Below are 20,079 nucleotides of genomic sequence, written 5' to 3' on the forward strand. Positions count from 1 at the left end.
TTTTCCAATAAACAACCGCATATGACACCTGTCATGAATTGGGGGTGTGGGAAATGGCGATAAGAACCCCGGAGAGGTACGGAATGCTCTGCAACCAGTGCTCGATGAGCCTGGCGGGAGGATGCACGATAAGGGGAGTGTGCGGAAAGGACCCGGACCTCAACTCCCTTCAGGAGGCCCTCATCTACGGAATAAAGGGAACCGCAGCTTACTACTATCACGCCCTTGAGGTTGGCTACGACGACCCAAAATAGGGCACTTTCTGGCTGAAGCGCTTTACTCGACTCTGACCAACGTTAACTTTGACAAGAACCGCTTCCTCGAGCTCATACTCGAAAACGGAAGGGTTCACCTTGAGGCCATGGAGCTCCTCGATAAGGCCTACGTCGAGACCTTCGGCAGGCCAGAGCCGGTCGAAGTGCCCACCGGAACCGCCGAGGGTCACGGAATACTCGTCACCGGCCACAGCTACAAGGCCCTCTACGAGCTCCTCAGGCAGATCTAGGAGATGGGCCTTGAGGACGAGCTCAAGGTTTACACCCACTCGGAAACGTTTCCGGCTCACGCCTACCCGGAGCTGAGGAAGTTCAAGGCCCTCTACGGCAACTGGGGAGGTTCGTGGCTATACCAGAAGAAGGAGTTCGCCGAGTTCCCGGGCGTTATCCTCGGCACGAGCAACTGTGTCCAGCAGCCAACGAAGGCATATCGGGACAGGATTTTCACAACCGGAATAGCCGGCCTTGAAGGAGTCCCCCACATCGAGGACTACAACTTCGAGCCCCTCATAAAGCGCGCGCTCGAGACGCCGAAGATGGAAAAGAGGGACGACGGCTACATCGTCACCGGTTTCCACCACACCAACGTGCTCCCGCTCATGGATAAGCTCATCGAGCTGATAAACGAGGGCAAGATAAGGCACGTCTTCGTCATAGGTGGCTGTGACGTCCCCAACCCGAAGATGAGCTACTACGAGAAGCTTACCGCGATGGTGCCCAAGGATGCCATAATCCTCTCGGCCGCGTGCGGTAAGTTCCGCTACAACAGGCGCGACTACGGCGAAATCGAGGGAATACCGCGCTTCATGGACTTCGGCCAGTGCAACAACGTCTACTCGATAATCCAGATTGCAGGGGCGCTCGCTAAGGAGCTGGACGTCGGCCTCAACGAGCTCCCGGTCAGCATAGTCCTCAGCTGGATGGAGCAGAAGGCCATAGCGATACTCTACTCACTCCTCTACCTGGGCATTAAGGGCATCTACATCGGACCCAAGGCTCCTGAGTTCTTCACGCCGAACGTCTTCGAGACCCTCGGGAAGAAGTTTGACCTCAGGCTCACCGGTGACCCGGAGGCCGACCTCAGGGACATGCTGAGCAGGGGAATAAAGGTAGAAGAGGGTTCGCCCCTCGCTGAGGAGCTTGATTAACCAAGCTCTTCTTTCTCTAATTTAGCTGTTGGGGCTTGAATTTCCGGCGGTTTCCGGCCCATGGGAGTCCCTTGATTGCCCTGTTTTGGCGGTTGTAATTTCAAGCTTCTGCAAGACAGTAATCTTCTTTTGATTGCTTTTTCCTTGTTAAAACTTCTAATGGAAAATTTTTAAGGTATGGATTTGTTATCCATCTGAACAACATTGGAGGTGATCCGCTTGGGCTGGAAGAGGGTTCTTGCTTTGGCCCTCGTGTTGCTATTCCTTGGGATGACCGTCAGTGGAGCGAGCGCCGCGGCAAGCTTCGTTAACGCGACGGCGAACAACACAGTAGCGGTTCCATAGGAGTTCAGTCCTGAGAAGAAGCCAGGGGGTGAGGTTCAGCCCCAGGCTGTTCCGGGAATTGTCCTGGTAATAGGCGCAATCCTCGTGGACAATGCGTTAAGTCTTGCTATCGAACATTACGTCTCTCCTGAGGCAGCAATGGCGTATGATGCACTATCCACTATTCTTGCTCCAGATCCAACAGACATCGTTCGCGGTGGGAAATGGGGGATCAAGATACTCGCGAAGGACGGGGACGAAATATCCAGATTTTCAATGGGCATCGTAAAGGACTACCTAAAGGACTACCTGGGACGTAAAATAATGGTTAGGGAATTCACGAAAGTCAGCAGAGAAAACGCCAGGTGGGTCGTAAATGAACTGGGCAAGCAGTACCTCGAGGAGATAGGCGAGAAATACGTAAAAAGGCGTGGCATGGACTTTGATGAGGTTGTTGATAGCCTCAAAAGGATCAGGAAGTGGTTAACTAACAAGAATGCATTTAAGGAGGTTATTCGCCGAGACTGGGACGTTGAGAAGCTTGAAGAAGTACTTAACGATGCAAGCAGCGTTAAACACGGAGGGCGCGAGCTTATCAGCAAGATTAATCAGGAATTGGCGAGAGGCCAAATTAAGTCAGGTGCCCTTTATGAGGCAGAGGTCGTCAGCCACCTCAAGAGGAACGGGTGGACGATAAGGGAAGTCGAGAAGAGGGTGATAACATCAATTGATAAAAACACCGAGATTGACATAATTGCGGAGAAGGGGTCGGAGACCGTGCTGATAGAGTGCAAGAGAAACGCACATAAAATAAGCGAGGAACAGCTTGCAAAGTACGCTGAGTACGCCATCAATAGGGGAATCAGAAAGATTGAGGTGTACTATGCCGGAGGCATTGAGAACATAAGGGACTACTATTACTACACCCAGTACCTGCCAAAGGAAATAAAGTCCCGGTTTGGTGTGGACGTTGAAGTGCGTTACCTAGCCTCGGAATTCGACTGAACATGTTTCTTTATTTTCATTATGTAATGAATCATGGGGGGAGTGAAATGGGGACTACTTATTATACCGTTGCCGTGTTTGATAAATCCTGGAAGGAAGTGCTTGATAAGCTCTCGCGCGAGTTCAAGTACACTCGTGAACTCGCGTACCAGCGGGAAAGACGAGAAGAGCACCTGAAGTTCATCTTTGATATGAGGGGATTTAGGCTGGTTGCAGTGGGAGAACTGCACTACGAGCTGAAAACCACTGAGGGAGATTCCTTTGACTGGCTTGAGGTTGAAACGTACTCAAAGGAGAACATGACGCTCCTCCAGATTGGAGTCTCCACCGGCAGGTGGCTGTTCGTCCTGAGCCCCGAACTTATGAAGTTCCTCGGAAAGCTGATGAGGGTTGGGGCGGTCCTCATCTGTGGTTACACGGACGACCACGACCTCAGAGATGCAGGCTTTGAAGAAAACAACCAGTTTCTTTTCTACGAATGGTTAGTTGAGACTGTGAAAAGGAAAAAGCTTGAAATCGTTCCTTCGGACGTTACCATAGTGAAGAAAGAACTCTTAGACTTGGAGGACGGTCTCTACGAGCTGATTGAAAGACCTGGAAGGGAGGAGGAAGAGTATGTCCTAATCAAGAGATTGGATAGTTATAAAATACTTGTTTCAGTAAGAGAAAGCGATTTAACCGATGAAGAGAGCTACCGAGAGCTAATTGAAGACAAAGCATGGTTCGGCGGAGACATAACCACATTGATCTTCAAGCGTATTGGAAAGAAAATTAAAAACGAATTCTTAATCAAGAGGGCCGAGGAATACTTTAAAGCTCAAACGGGGGCTGAACTATATTGAGCGGGCAACGGCCTCGCCAAAGTCTAGTGGCTTTAAGAATTAACAAAAATAAATCCATCGTAGGTTGAGATTACTAAAAAACAAATAAACCTCAATGGAAATGTTTTGAACTGAACTATCTACCTTCTTCCAGCCCTTTCAGTTCTTCCATCATTTCCCTGAACTTCTCGTCGCTCATCCCAATGAGCTTCTTTGCCCCCCTCAGGGTTATCGTCCTCGCGAGGGTTTTCCTCATCACGGGGTTCTCAAGAGGCGAGAAACCGCACTTCACCAGTATTTTGAGGGATTCCGGATAGGCCTTTAGGAGCTTGCCCACGTTGGTTTCCTCCGTTATTTCGTCCAGCTTATCGTCGCACTCCTTGACTTCCATCGTAAGCTCCTTGGAGTTCTCGGTCTTGGTTATCCTGAGCACGAATGACCCGCCAACTTCTTTCAGTTCAACCCGATAACCGGCTTCCTCAAGCTTTCCCAGCATGTCAACGAAGGGCTTATCGCCTATGACCTCAAGCGTTTCCCCCACTTGGAGCTTTCCAAGGCTTTCTATTATCATAAGCGCCGGCTGGGGTGCCTTCAATCCACGAACGTCAAGCATCATTTTTCATCACCGCTCCCAATTATGACATGCGGCATATAAAGGTTATTGGGCAAATTTGCCCAGAAACGCTTAAAAGTACTCAATATGACACTAGTCATGAAGGTGGTAAAGATGACTGAGTTGTTGAACAATCGCGAATACAAGAAGGAGCAGCTGAAGAAGCTTCTCCTTAGAATTCACGAGGGCGAGGACGTGAATAAACTCAAGGACGAATTCCGCCAGGTTTTGAGCGGCATCTCACCCCTTGAGATTCCAATCATAGAGCAGGAGCTCGTGAAGGAAGGCGTTTCCGCCAAGGACATAGCGAAGATGTGCGACCTCCACGTTGAGCTGTTCAGGGAAGCGGTTGCCGGAACGGAGGAGCTTGAGGAGAAAGACCTGCCCGACGGACACCCGCTCAAGACGCTCTACCTCGAGAACAAGGAGATAATGAAGGACTCCGAGATGCTCAACCTCTACGCGAGGACTCTGGCAACCACCAGGGACGAGCGCATGAGGGAGGAAATCCTCGGTGTCCTGGAGGAGATAGTGGGCAACCTCAGGAAGGTCGGCTTCACCCACTACAACCGGGAGGAGATGCTCACCTTCCCCTACATCGAGCGGAGGGGTCTGACAGCAATAGCTACCGTCCTCTGGACGAAGCACGACGAAATCAGGTTTATGGTAAAGAGGCTTGCCGAGCTTTTGAGGAAGAGGAATGAGATGCCCTGGGAGGAGTTCGTTGAGCGCTTTAAGGAAAAGGCGGGCGAGGCTTCGTTCGCGCTGAGCGACATGGTCTTCAGGGAGAACAACATCTACTACCCCACATTAAAGGCCCTGCTGAGCGATGGGGAGTGGAAGGCAATAAGGATGCAGGAGGACGAGATTGGCTACTACAAGGTCAACCCTCCAGCCTGGGACCCCGGGGAGGACGTTAAACCGCTCCACCCCTGGGAGATCGACCCAGAGCTGAGTGTCGAGGAACTTTTGAACCTTCCAAAGGAAGTTCAGCAGGCATTGAGGGGCCAGCCGTTGGAGTTCGACAGGTCAGAACTCGAACGCGAGGGAGACATAGACCTTGGAACCGGCTATGTGAGCATTGAGGAACTAAAGGCGATATTCGAGGCCCTTCCGGTGGACGTGACCTTTATAGACAGGGACGACCGCGTTCGGTTCTTCTCCCCGGGCGAGAGAATATTCACAAGGACGCCGTCGATTCTCGGACGGCCGGTCCAGCTCTGCCACCCTCCGAAGAGCGTTCACATCGTTAACAAAATCCTGAGGGCCTTCAAGGAGGGCAGGAAGAAGGAGGCAGCCTTCTGGCTCCGGCTCGGGCCGAAGTACGTTTACATAAAATACGTGCCCCTCTTTGACGAGGAGGGCAACTATCTAGGAACCCTTGAAATGACTATGGACATCGCCCCCTACAAGGAGATAGACGGTGAGAAGAGGTTGCTCGACTGGAGGGATTGACACGTTTGTAGTTAATGGGGAAAGCTTGGAAAACATGGGCATCTGTCACGCCAGGTTCCTCGTGGTGAAGCTTGGGTGGGGGAAGGTGTTTTAACGTTAAATAGGGGAGAAGTTATGGGGGTATGTACATGAGAGGAAACCCTGAAATTTTCAAAAGGCGTGTGGAGCGCTTTCAGGAGCTCCTTAGGGAGAACGGCATAGACGGGGCAGTGATAAGGACGCTCTCAAGCTTCATTTACTTCACGGGGACGAAGTGGTTGAGGCCAAGCCTTCTCATCCCCGCGGAGGGAGAACCAATTGTTTATGTGGTCAAGGGCGAAGCAGAGCTTTTCAGGAAGAGAAGCTGGATAGAGAACGTCGTGGAGTTCCAGCGCGTTGAGGAGCTGATGGCCGGCATCGTGGGCTGGATACGCGGGAACGGTATGAAGAAGGTCGGCCTTGAGTTCGGAGTGGAGCGCGATGCTTACCTGATATTCTACAAAATCTTCCAGAGGCTCAATCCAACTGTGGAAATAGTGGACGTCCTTGACCTCACGATGGACCTCAGGATGATAAAAGAGGACTGGGAGCTGGACAACATAAGGAAGGCCGGGAAGATCGCGAAGAAAGGGATGAATGTCGCTGAAGAAGTCATAAAGCCCGGCAAGAGCGAGCTTGAGATAGCGGCTGAGGTCGTGAGGGAGCTCATGCTCAATGGGAGTGAAGACCCCAAGGTCTACGTTTCAACGACGCCCAGGGCACACGCCGAGCCTTTCCGCGACCTCAGGGTTCCGGAAAACGGCGTCGTTACCGTCGTCATTGGGGCCGACTGGAACAGCTATTACGCCAACATGGCGAGGACGTTCGTCGTTGGGGAGCCGGGCGAGAGAGTGAGAAAGGCTATCGAGGTCAAGGAAGAGGCCCGCAGGATTGCGCTTGAGGAGACAAGGGTTGGCGTTGCCCTAAACGCCGTCGAGAAGAAGCTCGCGAACTTCTTCAAGGAGAAGGGGTTTGGGGACACCTACCTGGCCGGCTACACTCACGGCGTTGGTCTCCTAATTGAGGAGCCTCCGATAACAACGATAGTCGTCCCTCAGAGGGCTGCAAGGATTCAGGAAAACATGGTACTGAGCATAATACACCCGCCCCTCATGATTCCGGAGGGCGCTATAAAGCACGAGGACACCTATATCGTCAAAAAGGATGGGCTTGAGAGGGTGACCTGAGGGGCATTCCCTGTTCATTTTTCTCCCGCAGGTTCCGGCACCGTACGCCGATGTGGCCCAAATTTTGCAAAGGCACACATTACCCCCCGCTTCTTTATAAACCCTGGTTTTTCTTTTTTGCCTGCCGAGTTTGATTAGGTTGGCCTAATTATCACTTATTTTAACTTCAAAGGTTACTTTTACAAATAGAAAGACTTTTAAGGTGCCCTAATTCATATTGCCACGTTGTTAGGAGAGCCTAACTACAATCGCCAGCCCTGTACAGGAGGTGGTTCGATGCGGCTGGACGAAGTTCCCGTCGGTTCGACCGTCAGGGTAAGGAAGCTCTGCGGGGGCCCGATACTGAAGTTCATGGAGATGGGGGTGCTCCCGGGAACTGAAGTGAGGGTTCTCAAGAAGGCGCCGCTCGGTGACCCGATAGAGGTGGAGCTCCGGGGCTACCGCCTGTCGCTCAGGAAGGAGGAAGCGGAGTGCCTGGAGGTGGTTCCCTGTGGTTCCCCTTAACTTTATCGAGCCGGGGAGGCGCGTCAGGCTCGTCAGGGTCTGGGGGAGGGGAATATCCGAAAGGCTCGCCGAGATGGGCCTCCACCCAGGAAGCGACCTCAGAGTGGTAAGAAACAGCTTCTCCGGCCCCCTCGTTGTCGAGGTCAAGGGCGTTCAGGTGGCGCTCGGCAGGGGCGTTTCCTCAAGAATCTACGTTGAGGTGATCGGGGAATGAAGGAAGTCACGATAGCGATAATAGGCAACCCCAACGTCGGAAAAACGACAGTCTTCAACGCTCTGACCGGGATGAGGCACAAGGTGGCCAACTGGCCCGGCGTCACGGTGGAGAAGAAGGAGGGCCGCTTCACCCACGGAGGGGTTGAGTTTCACATCGTTGACCTGCCCGGGGTCTACAGCCTCTCCGCCCGCTCCGTTGACGAAAGGATTGCGAGGAACTTCATACTCAAAGAGAGGCCTTCCCTGATAATCGACGTTGTGGACGCATCAAACCTCGAAAGAAACCTCTACCTCCTTCTTCAGATCCTTGAGATGGGTGTGCCCGTGGTCGTGGCACTCAACAAGATGGATTCCGCTGAGGAGAAGGGGCTGAAGATAGACCCCAAAAGGTTGGGGGAGAGGCTCAGCATTCCGGTTGTCCCGCTCGTGGCCACGAGGGGCGAAGGGATTGAGGAGCTGAAGGACGCGGTTTTGGAGTCATGCCGGGATGGTAAAAGGCCCGAACCGCCGGAATACCCCGGTTTCGATGGGCATGTGAGGCGCCTGTCGGAGCTCCTCAACGGAAAGGTGGAAAACCCCACTTTGATCGCGTTAAGGCTCCTTGAGGACGATGATGAAGTCAGGGAAATTGTGAAGGAAAGGGCGCCGGAGGCGCTCGATGAGTACAGGAAAATTCTGAGGGAAGAGGGTAAAACGGAGGAGGAGCTCCTGCTCGCGCTTGCGGACGCGCGCTACCGGCTCGCGGCGGAGATTGCAGGGTATGCCATCCTTGAGAGAATGGAGCGAATGACGGTCTCGGATATGCTCGATGAGGTATTCCTCCACAGGTGGCTCGGGATACCAGTCTTCGTCGCCCTTGTGTGGATGGCGTTCAAGTTCGCCTTCGACATAGCCGGGCCCTTTGTGGATGCTGTCGATGCGCTGTTCGCATGGCTCGGGGAGGTTGCCGGAGAGCACATAGGCAACGAAATGCTATCCTCGCTCGTGGCCGATGGAATAATAGCCGGCGTTGGGAGCGTCCTCGTTTTCGTCCCCCAGATAGCCTTCCTGTTCCTTGCCTTCGCGTGGCTTGAGGACTCCGGCTATATGGCGAGGGCCGCTTTTGTGATGGACAGGGTCATGAAGAAGTTCGGACTTCACGGCAAGTCCCTGATACCTCTGCTCCTCGGCTTCAGCTGCAACGTTCCGGCGATAATGGCCACGAGGACCATCGAGGACGAGAAGGACAGAATCCTCACCGTGCTCGTCAATCCGCTTATGTCCTGCTCCGCGAGACTTCCGGTCTACGCCCTCTTCGCAGGTGCATTCTTCGCGGGCAGGGAGGGCAGCGTTGTCACCGCGATGTACTTCCTCGAGATAGCCCTTGCGCTCGTGATGGCTTGGCTCTTCAGAAGGGTCATTTTCGGTGGCGAGTCCTCCTACTTCGTCATGGAACTCCCGCCCTACAACCGGCCCAACTGGGGCTTAATTCTCGGGGTGACATGGGAGAGAACAAAGAAGTTCCTCGCCAAGGCAGGCACGGTAATCTTCGGCACGGTCGTCCTGATATGGCTCCTGAGCGTTTTCGGGCCCGGCGGCTACATCGGGCCGGAGGCCTTTGAGAGCGGGGAGGCGCTCTCGAAGTCATGGGTGGCCTGGATTGGCCGCGCCCTTGAGCCGCTCTTCAGCCCCCTTGGATGGAACTGGAAGGCCGTGGTCGGCCTCGTCTTCGGACTCCTTGCCAAGGAGGTGGTCGTGGGAACCCTTGGCATCCTCCACGGGGTCGGCGAGGAGGGCCTCGGGGAGGTGCTTGCTGCGAGCGGTGACTTCACTCCCGTTTCGGCCTTCGCGTACATGGCCTTCGTTTTGATTTACGTGCCCTGCATAGCCACCATTGGAGCAATAAAGGGCGAGATAGGCGGCAAATGGGCGGCCTTTGCGGTGGCCTACGGGATAGTGCTGGCCTACGCAGTTGCCCTTCTTATAGTTGCAGGGGGTGCTCTGATATGAACACGAAGAACATCGGAATAACGTGTGCCGTACTTGGCACCACATTCCTGCTCGCGGGGGTTGCTGAGATGCTGGCCTTCGCCGGGGCTGTTACTTCAGAGGCCCCCACCCTCAGCGGGGACTTTTTCACCGGCTTTGTCCTGCTGACGATAGGGGCCGTCTTTCTGACCGGTGTCCCAAAGGCCCGGAAGGGGGAGAGCAGGAGCGTTGCCTACCTCTACTCCGGCCTGCTCCTCGGTCTCGGTCTCCTCGCGGTGGGTGCCTTTTACACCCTCGCCGATTTCGTCGGCACCGCCGTGGTTGAGGGCCAGCCATGGAGCCCCCGTGTGCCGCTCTACCTGCTGCTCGGCGTTGTTTCGGGCCTAATCTACATCCCCGTTAGAAAGGGGGTGAGGGAATGGACTGGATAAAGACCCACCACAGGGCCCTCTCCCCCCTGCGGCCCTTTTTCAGGGACGTGGACGTCTCGGTTCCCAGGCTCTACCGGAACAGGAAGGGGTTCCTCTACGTCCACGTCCCGTTCTGCACCGGCAACTGCACGTTCTGCATCCTCTACCGGGAGAGGCCAACGGTACCCTATGAGAGGTACGTGAACGCCCTCCTCAGGGAGCTCCGGAACTGTCACTCCTTCAAACCGGTGGTGGTGTACTTCGGTGGGGGCACACCGACCCTCCTTCCCGCGAAGGGGTTCGGGGAGATACTCGACGAAGTCACCTCCAGGACATCGCCGGGGGAAGTCACCGTGGAGAGCACAGTGTCCGAGTTTGACGAGGAGAAGGCCAGGGCCCTCTCGGAGCTTGGGGTGAACAGGATAAGCTTTGGCATCCAGACGTTTGAGGGGCGGAAAAGGGCACTCCTCGGCAGACGTTCCGGGGCGGAGGAGGCCTTTAAAAAGCTCAAACTCGCGATGGAGTACTTTGACGTTGTATCAGTAGACCTCCTCTACGACCTCCCCTTCGGAAATACCCTCTTAGAGGACGTTGAAACAGTCATAAAGCTCGATATCGACGGGCTCTCGATATACCCCCTTGAGCACACGCCACTGACGGCCAAATACCCCCACCCCTCCGTGGAGGAGAACCTGAGGGACTTTCTGTCCGCGGTAACGTTCCTGTACGAGCACGGCTACCGGCACCTCTCGATGAACCACTTCACGAACGGGAGGGACGGTTTCCTCTACTCTGTAACGTTCACGAGGCCTGAGGTGCCCCTCCTCGGTATCGGGCCCGGAGCGGGAGGTCACGTAATGGGGCACCGCATCTTTCATTCTCCGGGAGTGGGGAGGTACCTCTCGAATCCCTACTCGGTGAAGGCAGTTCTTTCCGGGGCTTTCGACTTTGAGCGGTTTGTATCGCGGCTTTTCGAGGGTAGGCTTACCTTTGACACCTTCAGGCTGGAGGACTTCCCCTCGCTGGCCATCGCGGAGGAAAGGGGATGGGTCGAGGTAAGGGGCAAAACAGCCCTTTTAACGCCCCTCGGCCTCTTCTGGGCGAACACCCTTGCCTACCTGATGTGCCTCGACTACGTCCGTACGAGGCTCGAAGCGGCGCTCGGAGAAGCTGAAGTCGGGGGTGAAGCGGCGTGAGGATTAGGGCACACCTCTCGGTCCTCCTAATCTCCCTCCTGATCGCGGGCTCCTTCGGGTGCATCGGGGGCGGCAACGGAGGAAAAAACGCGTCCCTGGTCGACATGGCAGGCAGGAACGTCAGCGTGGAGTTGCCCGTGAAACGTGCGGTAGTTCTGCCCTCGACGGCCCTTGAGATTGTCCACATACTCGGTGCCGATGAACAGGTTGCTGGCGTATCCAGTGCGGTCGATTCCAACGGGCTTATCCCCGAAGACCTGAAAAGACTGCCCCGCGTGGCCCGCCCTGTAGAGATAGACAACTGGGAAAAGGTCCTCGAACTGGGACCGGATGTAATAGTATCGGTCCGCATCGAAGGCGTTCACAGACCGGAGGAGCTGGAGAGAAAGGCTATGAACCACGGAATCCCCGTGGTTTTCCTGAGGGAGGGCTCCATTGACGACATCCCCGGGTCCGTTGAGCTCCTTGGAAAGCTGTTCGGAAGGGAAGAAAATGCGAGGGAGTTCACGGGCTACTTCCGGGAGCAGGTCGGGGCGGTTCAAAAGATAGCTGCCGGAATCAGAGAGAGGAGGAAGGTGCTCATCGTTCAGTCCATAATGGGCAAACTGTACATCGTGAACGGGAACGATATCCTTGCAGACGTTGTAAGGCTCGTTGGTGCCGATTACGCCGCCAGCATCAGCGTCGGTGGGAGGATGCCCGTTAGGGTATTGACGGATAGGGAAAGGCTGGTGAGCGAATACCGGGATGTGGACGTCCTCATCCTCGCCAGCAGCCCGATGACAAAGCCAGAAGAGGTGGAGAAACTCAGGGAGCGCATACTCAAGGACGAGGTGTGGAGGGGCATGAAGGCCGTCAAAAACGGCAGGGTCGTCTTCCTGAGGGGCGACCTCGGGAGGGGTTCCTACTTCCGCTGGGGCCCGAGGATGGCCGTGGGGATGTGGCAGCTGGGGAAGGCGGTCTATCCGGAGGAATACCCGGACTGGAAGGGAAAGGAAAGGGAGTTCCTCGAAAGGTTTTTCGGAGGTGGTTGAATGCAGAGCCTCACGAACATGAACCGGACTGGAGGCATTCCCCTCGCAGGGCTCCTGCTCGCCCTGCCAGCCATCTCGCTCCTCGCGGGGGCATTCGCGGGGACATACAAAACCAGCCCCTTCCACCTCGACCCCCTCGGCAGGGCCATAATCCTTAACGTCCGGCTTCCGAGAACCCTGATGGCAGTCTCGGCGGGAGTCGGCCTGAGCCTTGCGGGGATGACGTTCCAGGCGATATTCAAGAACCCGCTCGTTGAGGGCTCGCTCCTGGGCGTCAGCTCCGGTGCGGCCTTCGGTGCTGCCATTGGCTTCGCTTTCCTGCCACACATAGGGATAACCCCTCTTGCCCTCGCCTTTGGCCTCCTGGCCGTTTTCCTTGCCTATTCCCTCGCCAGGGCCTGTGGAAAAGCGTCGCCGGTCTCCCTGATACTCGGGGGAGTCATCGTCTCGTCCCTCTTTTCCGCGGCGCTGTCAGTACTCCTCGTCCTGCTCCCTGACGAAGGGCTCTCGGGCATAGTTGTGTGGATGATGGGGAGCTTCTCCGGGTCGGAGTGGTGGATGGTCGCCTACTCTTTGCCCGCGGTCGCAGCGGCCTCCCTGGTTCTGTACCTCCTGTCCTTCAGGCTCGACGTCATGAGCCTCGGTGAGGAGGCGGAGTTCCTCGGGGTCAACTCCAGAGGTGGAGGGCCATCTTCGTTTTCCTCGCCTCTGCTATGGTGGCCTGCGTGGTTGCTTTTGTAGGTATAATCTGCTGGGTCAGTCTGATAGTCCCCCACGTCGCGAGGATGCTCGTCGGGCCGGAGCACGGGAGGCTCGTCCCGGCAGTCGCTTCAATAGGTGTTACCACAACCGTGGCCGCGGACGTTTTTGTCAGGATTCTGCCCTTCGACCTCCCCGTCGGCGTTGTGATGACGCTGTTCGGGGTTCCGTTCTTCGCGTACCTGCTCAAGAAAACGGGCGGAGGGTGGAGTTAGGGAGGTGGTGCTGTGCTTTCCGTTGAGAACCTGAGCTTCACCTACGGCGGGTTCGGAGTAGAAGAGGTGACCATCTCCGTGGAGAAGGGTGAGGTGCTGGCGCTCATCGGGCCGAACGGTGCCGGTAAGAGCACCCTCCTGAAGCTGATGTTCGGAAAGCTGAGGCCCCTTAACGGGCGGGTAACTGTGGATGGAAAGGACGTCCACAGCCTTTCTCCGGAGGGGCGGGCGAGGCTCCTCGGTTATGTCCCCCAGAACCACGTGCCGGCGTTTCCTTTCAAAGCCATCGACTTCGTGCTCCTCGGGGCGGTGTCGGAGCTTGGTACCTTTGGCTCACCGGCCAGAAAACACCGGAGGCGTGCCATGGAGCTCCTGGGACTCTTTGGCCTATCCAAATTCAGCGACAGGCCCTACACCAGCCTGAGCGGGGGGCAAATCCAGATGCTCCTGATTGCCCGGGCACTAATGACCTCACCAAAGTTCCTGCTCCTCGACGAGCCTACCAGCCACCTGGACCTGAGGAACAGCGTGAGGGTTCTGAGCACCGTGAAGGCCCTCTCCAGGGAGGGCGTTGGTGCCGTAATAGTCATGCACGACCCAAACATGGCGGCGCTCTTCGCCGACAGGATTGCGGTGATGAAAAACGGCAGAATAGTCCACACGGGGGAGCCGGAGGAGGTGCTGAGGGAGGAGACCCTTGAGATGGTCTATGAGACCAGGTTCAGCGTCATCGACGCTGGCGTGAGGCTTGCCGTCCCGGTGCTGGAGGTGGTCTGATGATTGCTGAAGTCCTCGACCTCCTCAGGAAGGGGCTGAGCCCTGGAGAGGTGGCGGAGAGGCTGGGCGCCACAAGGGACGAGGTCGATGGGGCCATAGCGGTTCTCTCCTCCCTTGGCTACGTGGAAAAGTTTGAAAAAGCGCCCTGCCAGAGTTGCCCACTCAAAGGGCTCTGCAACCTAGAACACCCTCGCGTAGCCCCACTTCCGCACACTCGTGAGGATTGAGGTTTCGGTGCTCCTCAGCCTCTCTATTCTTCCAAGTTTTTCTATGAGGAAGTTCTCCAGCTCCTGGAGGTCCCTTACATTTTTCTTTCTTAAGTCTTGTCGTTCACGGCTGGGATGCAGTAAACTACTCAACGCCTTTCAATCAGGAAGGCAACACTTTTTTAAAGCCTAAAAATCCTACCATACTTTGAAATGAAGCGCTCAGTAACAATAAAACTCCACCCCTCAAAAGAACAAGCGAAAATCCTCCACCAGTTAGCCGATTCAGGAGCCAAAGCCTGGAACCGAGTAAACTACTTGAGGCGACAACAATACTTCAAAGACCAAATCGTGGACTTTAACAGAACCGAGAAAACCGTTTATGGGGAGTTTAAACGGGAAATCGGTTCAGCAACCGTCCAACAAATTTCTCGCAAAAACGCTGAAGAATGGGTTAAACTCCCAAGAACACCAAAGGGAAGCCTCTCGGCGGGCATTGACCTGGGAGTGAACAATCTCATGGCCGTTTACGTGGAGAATGGCGAGAGTTTCCTGGTCAATGGAAGACCGCTTAAAAGCATTGACTTCTACTGGAGGAGAAAAATTGCTGACTACCAGTCAAAACTTAACAAGTCAGGAGCTAAGACGAGTAGGAAACTCAGGAGAATGCACGAAAAGGCTAAGCTTCAGGCTAAACACTACATCAACACTGCCGTAAGAGGAACGGTTAGGAAGCTCTACGAGTTGGGAGTTAATAGAATCGTCGTTGGTTATCCTAAGAGCATAGCTCGGAATTCTGTAAGGGCAAGAAGCAAAACTTTATTCTCTCTCACGTCTGGCGATTTAATTATGTCATTAAACGTTTAACTGAGGTTGCGGAAGAGCATGGTATTGAGGTTTTGGTTGTTGATGAGGCTTTCACTTCTAAGGTTTGTCCCGTTTGCGGGAAGCCTCATGAGGGGACAAGGGTTGTTCGTGGTTTGTTTAAGTGTCCCGCGACGGGGCTTGTCTTTAACGCGGATTTGGTTGGAGCGTTTAACATTTTGAGGAAGGTTGTGAGGACCATAACCCCGAATCTGGGCAGGCTTTATGCTCAGAGGAGGGGTAACTGGCCGGAGACCCGGCCAGAGGGGTTCTCCGAACCCTCTTTTGGGGTTCGTTTTTGAGAACCCCTCAAACCTCCCTGCCGTTGGCAAGGGGTTAAGCCAAACCCTCGCCCTTCACGGCGGGAAGGAGGTCAGCTGCATGAGTATGTCGTGCGCCCCGGTGGCTATGCCAAGAACGTCCACTTCAGGGAGCTTGCTCAGTTCCTCGGCCGCCTTCTTCACCCTGCTCGGCCCAACATCGACGGCTATGAAGGGAACTATTGAGTAACCTGCCTTGAAGTACCGTAGAAATGGTTCAGGGTTAGTGATTAACATTTTTCTGTCTATTTCTCCCACTCCCGAAAACTTTTTAAACAAACTTTCACACAGCTGGAGCGGGCTTTAATGGAAACCTACGAGGCGATGAAAGAACCCGTCCTCAAGGTCGGAATTGAAGATAAAGTCGAACCTTCCAAGGCTTTGGTTTTTGGCCTTCAGCACGTTCTCGCGATGTTTGGAGCGACCGTCACCGTGCCCCTGGTCGTCGGTGGTGCAGTGAACCTCAGCGGCTCGGAGATTGCCATGATGATACAGGCAGTCCTTCTCGCGATGGGCATTGCCACACTGCTCCAGACGACGATAGGCTCCCGCTATCCAATAGTGCAGGGCTCAAGCTTTGCTTTCATTCCGGGGCTGATAGCAATCGGCTCGAGCCTTGGAATGGCCGCGGTTCAGGGGGCACTCATAGTCGGAGGGCTCATCGAGGCGGCGATAGGCTGGCTGGGGATTATCGGAAAGGTCAGAAAGCTCTTCACTCCGCTGGTCACTGGGGTCACAATAACCCTCATCGGGTTCAGCCTCGCAGACGTTGCCGTCAAGAACTTCTTCAACTTCTACGCAGACCCCGCCGGGGAGACGATTGTCCGGTCTACCTTGGTGGCGCTCATAACTTTCCTCACGACTGTCTTCGTTGCCCTGAAGGGCAGGGGAAGCCTGAAGGCAGTGCCCGTTGTCATTGGAGCAGTAGTCGGATACCTCGTGAGCGTTCCACTCGGCCTCGTGGACTTCGGGCTTGTTGAGAGCCTGCCGGCGGTGAGCGTTCCCAAACCGCTCCCGTGGGGCCAGCCGGTCTTTGACACAACGGCGATAGTCCTCCTCCTGTTCGCCTTCATGGTGAGCATAATCGAGAGCGTCGGGGACTACCACGCGATAGCGGCCGTGACCGGATCGGAGATAACCGAGGAGAGGATAGCGAGGGGCATCGGCAGTGAGGGCCTGGCCTGCTCGATAGCCGGCCTCCTTGGTGCATGCGGAACGACGAGCTACTCCGAGAACATAGGCGTCGTGGCACTCACCAAGGTGGGCAGCAGGCACGTCGTCCAGGTTGGGGCCGTTATCCTGATATTCCTTTCCCTCCTGCCAAAGTTCACGGGCATCTTGGCTTCGATGCCTGCACCTGTCCTCGGTGGCCTTACTCTGGCCCTGTACGGTATGATAAGCGTCACCGGTCTGAGGCTGATAAAGGAGAAGGTTGAGTTCAACGACAGGAACACGCTGATACTCGCCGCCGCCCTCATAGCGGGTCTCGGCGCACCCCAGCTCCCACCGGAGTTTTTGGAGCAATTCCCCAAGCTTGTGGCCAGCATCCTTGAGTCAGGAATGGCGGTTGGAGCGCTAACGGCGATAATTCTCGATAGACTCCTCTGATGTCTCTAATCTTTTCTTTTTGGAAAACGGTTGAAGAACACCCTTAGGTCCTCAGAAGACCATTGTGGGAAATGTAGAAAAGGAATAAAAGGTTCACACAGTCTTCTTTTCCTCGGGCTTGGCTTCCTTCTTCTCGGCCGGCTTGGGGGCCTCTTTCTTCTCTTGAGCTGTGGCGGGCTTTGTTGCGGGCTTCGCAGGTGGCTTGGGCGGCCTGATGCCGTAGCCGAGTATCTTAAACTCTATCTTGTCCCCGTCGCGGAGGTGGTAGACGTAGGTTCCGTCGGCCTTCTTCTCAATCTTGACGACCGGGAAGCGGTAGTCGCCGAACTTCTCGTTTATCTCCCTGACCTTGTCGGGGTGGATCGGCACCCAGTTGAAGAGCTCAAGGTCTTCCTCTGAGCCTCCCGCGGCAAGGTAGTAGTTCTCGCTGAAGCCAAGGGCCCCGGTCGGACAGACATCAACGCAGAACTGGCAGAAGGTACAGCGACCGTAGTCAACCTTCGGGTGGGGCCTCTTCTCCATCTTGCCGTCCACTTCGAGCCAGGTCATCTCTATGGCTCTGGCCGGGCATATCTGACCGCAGAAGTTACAGCCGACACACTTCTTCCAGTCGAGGGTGTGGAACCCCCTGTACTTTGGAGCGGGCTCTATCTTCTCGAAGGGTATCTTTATCGTGACCGGCTTCTTGAAGAGGTACTTGATGCCCAGCCATGGCTTGACGAATGACTTCTTGAGCTTGACCTTCTCCTCGCCGACGACCCTAACCTTTGGCTTCTCAACGTTCTCCATCTTCATCACCTGTCTATGTCCGGCGGGCAGTTGTCAAGGGTCTTCAGGATGACCGGAACGTCTGCAAGGCGGGCTCCCTTCAGGAGCTCTTCAAGAACCGTAACACCGTGGCTCTGGCTCGGCCCGCGGAAGTGAGCTCTGTAGGGCTTGTGGGTTCCGTCGCTGACGACGTATGCACCGAAGTCTCCCTTGGTGCTCTCGACGTGGGCGTAGGCGTCTCCGGCCGGCGGCTTGAACCTTGGCAGGGCCTTGAGCCTTGCGTCCTGCACCATGTAGGGCCCGCTCGGCGGCCCCATGTCAAGGAGTTGCTCTAGTATGTAGAGGTCCTGCTCCATCTCGTACCTCCTAACGAGGACTCTCGCCAGGCTGTCGCCCTCCTTCAGGACGGGCACCTCAAACTCAAGCTCCGGGTAGAGGTAATACGGGTCGTCCTTCCTGACGTCGTAGGGAACGCCAACGGCCCTGAGGTTCGGACCGGTGACGGCATGCTTGAGGGCGAACTTCTTGTCCATGACGCCTACTCCCTCAGTCCTCTCGAACATTATGTAGTTGTCGAAGAGTATCTCGTCGAAGTCCTTCATCTTGCCCTTGAGGTACTCGACGGTGTCGCGGAGCTGGCGGAGCCACTTGTCGCCCGGTATGTCTCTCCTGACTCCTCCGGGAACGGTGTAGATGTGGTAAACCCTTCCACCGGTGAGCTCCTCGAAGAGGCGCATGAACCTCTCACGGTAAGCTGCTGCCCACTGACCCGCGGTGTAGAGACCTATCTCGTTTCCAAAGCCCATAATCCAGAACATCCACGCGCTGAGCCTTGCCATTTCGAGGACTACAGTCCTTATCCACTGGGCCCTCTCCGGAACCTCCCAGCCGACTATCTCGTCAACGGCCATTGAGTACACGTTCTCCGGCACGTCGCTCTCCGGAACACAGATACGGAGGATGAGGGCTATGTTGCTGAAATAGGGCCTCTGCTCGGCCAGCTTCTCGAAACCGCGGTGGAGGAATCCGGGGTTAACGATTGCCTTTTCTATCCTGTTGCCGTCCATCTTGAGGATTATGCTGAAGTTCTCGGTAGCCATGTGCTGTGGACCAAAGAACAGCTCATAGGTGTCCTTGTCTATTGGGTGGAGGTACATGTCGTGGGCCTTTGCCTCGGTTTTAAGCTCCTTCGGGACTTCCAAATTCGCCATGATCATCACCTCATATTACGTAATTGGTTTTGCTCTCATCGTATCTATCGAAGTCCTCACCGTAGATGGTCTTGGCGTAGGCGAGTGTGTTGAAGTCCTTCCTGAGCGGGTGCTTCTCGTACTCCCTCGGCTCCAGGATGAATGGACCGAGCCTCGGGTTGCCCTCGAATATTATTCCAAAGAACTCATGGGCTTCTCTCTCGTATGTCTCCGCAACTGGCCAGATGTCCATGACCGTCGGTAGCTTTGCGTTCTCCCTCGGGATCCTTGTCTTCACAAAGGCATGGACGCTCTCACTGACGCTCCAGAGCTGGTAGACGAGCTCAAACTCACCCTCTTTAATCCAGTCAACGACGCTTATCTGCATGAGCATCTCAAACTTCTCGCTCGTGAGTTCGAGGAACTCCTTTATCCTGTCGGCGGGGACTTTGAACTCGACGCGCCTCGCTCTCCTCACGCTTCCCTCGGCGTAGGGGGCCTTTCTAAGTATCTCTGCCACAAGCTTTCCTTCCTTGGTCTCGGGGAGCTGTTGGGCCTCCACCTCGGGAACCTCCTGGACTTTTTCCTCGACCTTGGGCTTCTCGTTCATATCCATGCCAGCCACCTCCTGGCGTCCTTCTCACGCCAGCCTTCACCAAACAGCTCGTCCTGGTTCTTCTTGTACCACTCATAGTTCTCCTTATACCTCTTCCAGCCGTCCGCGGTTCCGTCCTCTATCTTCCTCATTATCTCCATGATTCCTTCCATGACTGCCTCAGCCCTTGGCATGCAACCGGCTATGGCCACGTCAACCGGGATATACTTGTCGAGCTGCTTGACAACGTTGTAGGAGTCCCAGTAAACTCCACCGTTAATGGGGCAGGAGCCGTGGGCAAGGACGTACTTGGGGTCCTGCATCATCTCGTAGGTTATGATTATCCTCTTGAGGGTCTTTGGCGTTACGTAGCCCGTAATAAGGAACAGGTCACCCATCCTAGGGGCCGGGTTGGGCATTATTCCGAAGCGCTCAAAGTCGTATCTGGCGGTGGCCAGGGGTGGCATCTCGATACCGCCGCACCCTGTACAGAAGGCTACTATCCAGAGGCTCTTCTTTCTGGCCCACCTGAACAGTGGCTCGAAGAGCTTGAACTCCCGGAGTTCGTAGTTTACGAAATCGTCATTTTTCATCTCACTCATC

General features: G+C 55.3%; 19 protein-coding genes and 5 pseudogenes. 17 read left to right on the forward strand and 7 right to left on the reverse strand.

The window, feature by feature from the left end; translation table 11 throughout:
• Positions 1 to 83: 83 nt before the first annotated feature.
• The 4 genes and pseudogenes from hcp to ACZ5ER_RS07345 all read left to right on the forward strand — a co-directional run bounded on the left by hcp (position 84) and on the right by ACZ5ER_RS07345 (position 3,594).
• Positions 84 to 1,423: pseudogene (hcp, locus tag ACZ5ER_RS07330) on the forward strand (hydroxylamine reductase).
• Between the two features lie 204 nt (positions 1,424 to 1,627).
• A complete protein-coding gene (locus ACZ5ER_RS07335) occupies positions 1,628 to 1,768 on the forward strand; it encodes a hypothetical protein (RefSeq protein ID WP_464934130.1) in 141 nt (46 codons plus the stop codon).
• 138 nt (positions 1,769 to 1,906) lie between these two features.
• Positions 1,907 to 2,752 carry a YraN family protein gene (locus ACZ5ER_RS07340; protein WP_464934131.1) on the forward strand — a complete coding sequence of 282 codons (846 nt, stop codon included), beginning with the start codon at positions 1,907 to 1,909 and terminating at the stop codon, positions 2,750 to 2,752.
• 47 nt (positions 2,753 to 2,799) lie between these two features.
• Positions 2,800 to 3,594 (forward strand): hypothetical protein, encoded by a 795-nt coding sequence (locus tag ACZ5ER_RS07345; RefSeq protein WP_050003311.1) that lies wholly within the window; start codon positions 2,800 to 2,802, stop codon positions 3,592 to 3,594.
• A 115-nt stretch (positions 3,595 to 3,709) separates the two neighbouring features.
• Here the strand turns inward: ACZ5ER_RS07345 and ACZ5ER_RS07350 are convergent, their stop codons facing one another.
• The gene (locus tag ACZ5ER_RS07350) at positions 3,710 to 4,189 is read right to left on the reverse strand and encodes a DUF1858 domain-containing protein (protein WP_464934132.1); all 480 of its coding nucleotides are present in this window, start codon (positions 4,187 to 4,189) and stop codon (positions 3,710 to 3,712) included.
• A gap of 111 nt (positions 4,190 to 4,300) precedes the next feature.
• Here ACZ5ER_RS07350 and ACZ5ER_RS07355 point away from each other — a divergent pair, with 111 nt between their 5' ends.
• The 11 genes and pseudogenes from ACZ5ER_RS07355 to ACZ5ER_RS07405 all read left to right on the forward strand — a co-directional run bounded on the left by ACZ5ER_RS07355 (position 4,301) and on the right by ACZ5ER_RS07405 (position 14,152).
• On the forward strand, positions 4,301 to 5,641 hold the full coding sequence (locus ACZ5ER_RS07355) for a DUF438 domain-containing protein (protein ID WP_464935148.1): 1,341 nt from the start codon (positions 4,301 to 4,303) through the stop codon (positions 5,639 to 5,641).
• Between the two features lie 128 nt (positions 5,642 to 5,769).
• Positions 5,770 to 6,846, forward strand: a complete 1,077-nt coding sequence (locus ACZ5ER_RS07360) for a M24 family metallopeptidase (protein WP_464935150.1) — start codon at positions 5,770 to 5,772, stop codon at positions 6,844 to 6,846.
• 276 nt (positions 6,847 to 7,122) lie between these two features.
• Positions 7,123 to 7,350, forward strand: coding sequence for a FeoA family protein (locus ACZ5ER_RS07365; protein ID WP_050003315.1), 228 nt, complete (start codon positions 7,123 to 7,125; stop codon positions 7,348 to 7,350).
• Complete coding sequence (locus ACZ5ER_RS07370) at positions 7,337 to 7,564, forward strand: FeoA domain-containing protein (RefSeq protein WP_167911848.1); 228 nt, start codon at positions 7,337 to 7,339, stop codon at positions 7,562 to 7,564. Before ACZ5ER_RS07365 ends, ACZ5ER_RS07370 begins: the two co-directional genes overlap by 14 nt.
• Positions 7,561 to 9,555 carry a ferrous iron transport protein B gene (gene feoB, locus ACZ5ER_RS07375; RefSeq protein ID WP_464934133.1) on the forward strand — a complete coding sequence of 665 codons (1,995 nt, stop codon included), beginning with the start codon at positions 7,561 to 7,563 and terminating at the stop codon, positions 9,553 to 9,555. Before ACZ5ER_RS07370 ends, feoB begins: the two co-directional genes overlap by 4 nt.
• Positions 9,552 to 9,965, forward strand: coding sequence for a hypothetical protein (locus ACZ5ER_RS07380; protein ID WP_464934134.1), 414 nt, complete (start codon positions 9,552 to 9,554; stop codon positions 9,963 to 9,965). The genes feoB and ACZ5ER_RS07380 overlap by 4 nt, the downstream gene beginning before the upstream one ends.
• Positions 9,953 to 11,140 (forward strand): coproporphyrinogen-III oxidase family protein, encoded by a 1,188-nt coding sequence (locus ACZ5ER_RS07385; protein ID WP_050003319.1) that lies wholly within the window; start codon positions 9,953 to 9,955, stop codon positions 11,138 to 11,140. The genes ACZ5ER_RS07380 and ACZ5ER_RS07385 overlap by 13 nt, the downstream gene beginning before the upstream one ends.
• Positions 11,137 to 12,174 (forward strand): ABC transporter substrate-binding protein, encoded by a 1,038-nt coding sequence (locus ACZ5ER_RS07390; protein WP_464934135.1) that lies wholly within the window; start codon positions 11,137 to 11,139, stop codon positions 12,172 to 12,174. Before ACZ5ER_RS07385 ends, ACZ5ER_RS07390 begins: the two co-directional genes overlap by 4 nt.
• Before the next feature lie 18 nt (positions 12,175 to 12,192).
• Positions 12,193 to 13,148: pseudogene (locus ACZ5ER_RS07395) on the forward strand (FecCD family ABC transporter permease).
• 12 nt (positions 13,149 to 13,160) lie between these two features.
• Positions 13,161 to 13,925 carry an ABC transporter ATP-binding protein gene (locus tag ACZ5ER_RS07400; RefSeq protein WP_464934136.1) on the forward strand — a complete coding sequence of 255 codons (765 nt, stop codon included), beginning with the start codon at positions 13,161 to 13,163 and terminating at the stop codon, positions 13,923 to 13,925.
• Positions 13,925 to 14,152 carry a hypothetical protein gene (locus ACZ5ER_RS07405; RefSeq protein ID WP_050003322.1) on the forward strand — a complete coding sequence of 76 codons (228 nt, stop codon included), beginning with the start codon at positions 13,925 to 13,927 and terminating at the stop codon, positions 14,150 to 14,152. Before ACZ5ER_RS07400 ends, ACZ5ER_RS07405 begins: the two co-directional genes overlap by 1 nt.
• Here the strand turns inward: ACZ5ER_RS07405 and ACZ5ER_RS07410 are convergent.
• A pseudogene (locus ACZ5ER_RS07410) lies at positions 14,105 to 14,230 on the reverse strand (Lrp/AsnC family transcriptional regulator); the annotation flags it as partial. The gene ACZ5ER_RS07405 and the pseudogene ACZ5ER_RS07410 overlap by 48 nt on opposite strands.
• A gap of 114 nt (positions 14,231 to 14,344) precedes the next feature.
• Between ACZ5ER_RS07410 and ACZ5ER_RS07415 the strand changes: the two are divergent.
• Positions 14,345 to 15,335 (forward strand): annotated as a pseudogene (locus tag ACZ5ER_RS07415) (RNA-guided endonuclease InsQ/TnpB family protein).
• 31 nt (positions 15,336 to 15,366) lie between these two features.
• Here the strand turns inward: ACZ5ER_RS07415 and ACZ5ER_RS07420 are convergent.
• Positions 15,367 to 15,588, reverse strand: a pseudogene (locus ACZ5ER_RS07420) (Lrp/AsnC family transcriptional regulator); the annotation flags it as partial.
• Between the two features lie 33 nt (positions 15,589 to 15,621).
• On the opposite strand from ACZ5ER_RS07420, the gene ACZ5ER_RS07425 reads away from it, so the two are divergent.
• Positions 15,622 to 16,923, forward strand: coding sequence for a uracil-xanthine permease family protein (locus tag ACZ5ER_RS07425; RefSeq protein WP_464934137.1), 1,302 nt, complete (start codon positions 15,622 to 15,624; stop codon positions 16,921 to 16,923).
• Positions 16,924 to 17,016: 93 nt separating this feature from the next.
• Here ACZ5ER_RS07425 and nuoI read toward each other — a convergent pair whose 3' ends face one another.
• The 4 genes from nuoI to ACZ5ER_RS07445 are packed head-to-tail and all read right to left on the reverse strand — an operon-like array spanning position 17,017 to position 20,078.
• Positions 17,017 to 17,712, reverse strand: coding sequence for an NADH-quinone oxidoreductase subunit NuoI (gene nuoI, locus ACZ5ER_RS07430; protein ID WP_050003324.1), 696 nt, complete (start codon positions 17,710 to 17,712; stop codon positions 17,017 to 17,019).
• A gap of 5 nt (positions 17,713 to 17,717) precedes the next feature.
• A complete protein-coding gene (locus tag ACZ5ER_RS07435; protein WP_050003325.1) occupies positions 17,718 to 18,902 on the reverse strand; it encodes an NADH-quinone oxidoreductase subunit D in 1,185 nt (394 codons plus the stop codon).
• A gap of 10 nt (positions 18,903 to 18,912) precedes the next feature.
• Positions 18,913 to 19,497, reverse strand: a complete 585-nt coding sequence (locus ACZ5ER_RS07440) for an NADH-quinone oxidoreductase subunit C (RefSeq protein ID WP_464934138.1) — start codon at positions 19,495 to 19,497, stop codon at positions 18,913 to 18,915.
• Positions 19,488 to 20,078: a NuoB/complex I 20 kDa subunit family protein gene (locus tag ACZ5ER_RS07445; protein ID WP_050003327.1), complete on the reverse strand. Its 591-nt coding sequence runs from the start codon at positions 20,076 to 20,078 to the stop codon at positions 19,488 to 19,490. Before ACZ5ER_RS07445 ends, ACZ5ER_RS07440 begins: the two co-directional genes overlap by 10 nt.
• Position 20,079: the final 1 nt, after the last annotated feature.

The sequence above is a fragment of the Thermococcus marinus genome (assembly GCF_055389025.1).